Annotated in this window: 3 protein-coding genes and 1 pseudogene; all 4 read left to right on the top strand. The window is 62.9% G+C overall.

Features of this window, described 5'->3' with window-relative positions; genetic code table 11:
* Positions 1–186: pseudogene (locus tag WBF74_RS01050) on the top strand (hydroxymethylbilane synthase); the annotation flags it as partial.
* A gap of 6 nt (positions 187–192) precedes the next feature.
* Positions 193–903, top strand: coding sequence for a uroporphyrinogen-III synthase (locus WBF74_RS01045; RefSeq protein WP_424433959.1), 711 nt, complete (start codon positions 193–195; stop codon positions 901–903).
* Between the two features lie 121 nt (positions 904–1,024).
* Positions 1,025–2,314: a COG4223 family protein gene (locus WBF74_RS01040; protein ID WP_424433957.1), complete on the top strand. Its 1,290-nt coding sequence runs from the start codon at positions 1,025–1,027 to the stop codon at positions 2,312–2,314.
* Between the two features lie 5 nt (positions 2,315–2,319).
* A partial coding sequence (locus WBF74_RS01035) for a heme biosynthesis HemY N-terminal domain-containing protein (RefSeq protein ID WP_424433955.1) occupies positions 2,320–2,665 on the top strand: 346 nt, incomplete at its 3' end.

Below are 2,665 nucleotides of genomic sequence, written 5' to 3'. Positions count from 1 at the left end.
ATTGCCGCTCTTGCGGAAATTACGGGCGAGCGGATGCGGCTGCGCGGTATGGTGCTGACGCCGGATGGCTCGCAGGTGATCGAGACAGAGCGCGAAGGGCTGGCAAGTGAGGCAGCGCGTCTCGGCGCGGATGCGGGCGAGGAACTGAAGTCGCGTGCGGGACCGCATTTCTTTTCGGGAGTGTAAGCACCGATGCGCCTGCTTCTGACACGACCTGTCAGAGAGAGCGAGGCATTGGCCGCGCTGCTTCAGGCGCGCGGACATGACGTGCTGATTGCGCCGCTTCTTTCCATCCATCACCGGGAAGATGCCGAACTGCCGAAGCGCGATTGGCAGGCGCTGCTTGTTACAAGTGCGAATGGCGCGCGGGCGCTGGGGCATCTTGCGGATGAGGCGCTGAAATCCGTTCCGGTTGTGGCCGTTGGCGAAGCGAGTGCAGAGGCCGCGCGCGCGCAAGGCTTTCGTGATGTGAAGGCGGCGGGCGGCGATGTGCATTCACTTGATGCGCTTGCGGCGGAAATCCTCGATCCCGCAAAAGGCCCGCTTCTTCATGCGGCAGGCAGCGTGCTGGCAGGCGACCTCAAGGGGATGCTTGAGGCGCGCGGCTTCGATGTGGACCGCGTGGTGCTTTATGATGCGGAGAAGGCGGAAGGCTTCGCACCGAAAGCACGCGAGGCGCTCGCAAGCGGCGCGCTTGATGGCGTTCTCCTTTATTCACCCCGCACGGCGCGGCATTTCGCAACGCTGGTGAAGGCGGAGGGGGTGAGCGGCGGTCTTCATCGCGCGACTGCCTATTGTCTCTCCGCTGCCATTGCCGCCGAGATCGACACGCTCGGCTTCGCCGCGATCCGCATTGCCGACGAGCCATCCCAGGACGCGCTGCTTGCGCTTATTTCCGCCTGATTTCTTGCCGAAGCTTCAGCGAATCTGCCGCATCCCGCCCCGGAACTTCCTTCTGACCTTTGCGCATCCAAGCCTTTATAGTGGTGCCAGTTGCTGATGATCCCCTGAAGAAGGCCTCGCCATGAGTGATTCAGATAAAGAAAAAGGGCCGACGCCCGAAGGGAATGGCGCTGATAATGGCGCGCCAAAGGCCGAATATCTGAAGCCTGAGACAGCGGCGCGTGACAGCCGCCCGAAAACAGCAAAAGAACCGCGTGTGCTTGAAGGAAAGGCCGAAGAAGTGTCCGAAGAAAAACCCGGCAAGGCAGAAGCATCCGCCGCGAAGGAGAAGGCCGCCGCGCAGGAGCGGAAAAGCGGGGCCGGTTCGGCTGTTCTCGCAGGCGGTATTGCGGGACTTGGTGGCGCGGCGATTGCTGCGGCGGTGATCTGGTCCGGCGTGCTGCCGATCGGTGCGCGTGACAGCGAAACGCTTGCGGCGCTTTCCGCACGGATTGATGCGCTCGAAACATCTCAGGATGAGGCATCTGCCTCGCTTTCGCAGCGCATTGACGAACTTGCAACGCGGATCGACGGGGCGGAGCGCGACATTCAGAGAGTTGCTGAAGCACCGGGCAGCGCGGCGGAAACTGCGGCACGCTTCGAGGCGCTTGAGGACGAGTTGCAGACGCTCAAAAGCGCGCTGGGCGACACGCGCGACATGACGCGCGATCTGCGCGAGGCACTTTCTGCTCTTGAGGGACGGATGCCGCCCGAAGGGATCGGCTCGCGTGTCGAAAGCATTGATGCACTGGTGAAGGCGCTTGATCTCCGGCTTGCGTCGCTTCTTCCCGACATTGAAAAGATGGAAGCGCGTGTCGCCGCGCTCGAAGAAGAAGCGGAAGATCCTGATGCGGCAGCGCGCGCGGCGCTTGGCCTTGCGCTTGCCAATCTGGCGCGGGCGGCGGAAGGGGCTGGCTCTTTCGAGACGGAGCTTGGTGTTCTGCGCCGCTTCCTGCCGGATGAACCGGAACTTGCCGCGCTCAGGGAAAGTGCCAAATCCGGTGTGCCGACACGGGCCGCGCTTGAAGCGCGTTTCCCGTCGCTTGCACAATCCATTTTCGATACAGAGCGCCGCGCCACGGAAGACGGGCTCTGGTCGCGCTTTGTTTCCAATGCAAAGTCGCTGGTCACGATCCGGCGCACGGGCGAAATCTCGGGCGACACCAGCGAGGCGATTGTCGCGCGCATGGAAGAGCGCCTGAAGGTGCATGATCTTGGTGGCGCGGTGGCGGAAGCCGAAAAGCTGTCAGGCCCGGCAGCGGAGGCCGCAGGCGGCTGGATTGCAGAGGCAAAGGCGCGGCTCGAAACCGACAGGCTGGTGCGTGAGCTGAGCGCGCGGCTCGCGGGCGAGCTTGCCGGAATGAAAGGCTGACGCTGATGCTGCGCGCGCTTTACACCTTCCTCATCGTTGCCATTCTCTGCGGCATCGCGATCTGGCTTGCCGACAATCCGGGCGAACTCGTCATGCATTGGCGAGGCTATGAAATCCGCACGAGCTTTGTCATCGGCGTTGCGGCGATGGCACTTGCGGCCTTTCTTGTTCTGCTCGCCTATCGCATTGCGGTGAGCTTCATCGAAACACCGGCCAGCGTATCGCGCTTTCTTGAAAAGCGCCGCCAGCAGAAGGGCTTTCTCGCTCTCTCGCGCGGCATGGTGGCGGTGGCGGCAGGTGATGCGGCAGAGGCAAAGCGTCATGCCGCGCAGGCGCACAAGCTTCTTGATG

It is taken from the genome of Parvibaculum sp. (genome assembly GCF_049672805.1).
Classification (GTDB): domain Bacteria; phylum Pseudomonadota; class Alphaproteobacteria; order Parvibaculales; family Parvibaculaceae; genus Parvibaculum.
The sequence above is the reverse complement of the archived record's forward strand: the minus strand, read 5'-3'. Positions and strand labels throughout refer to the sequence as shown.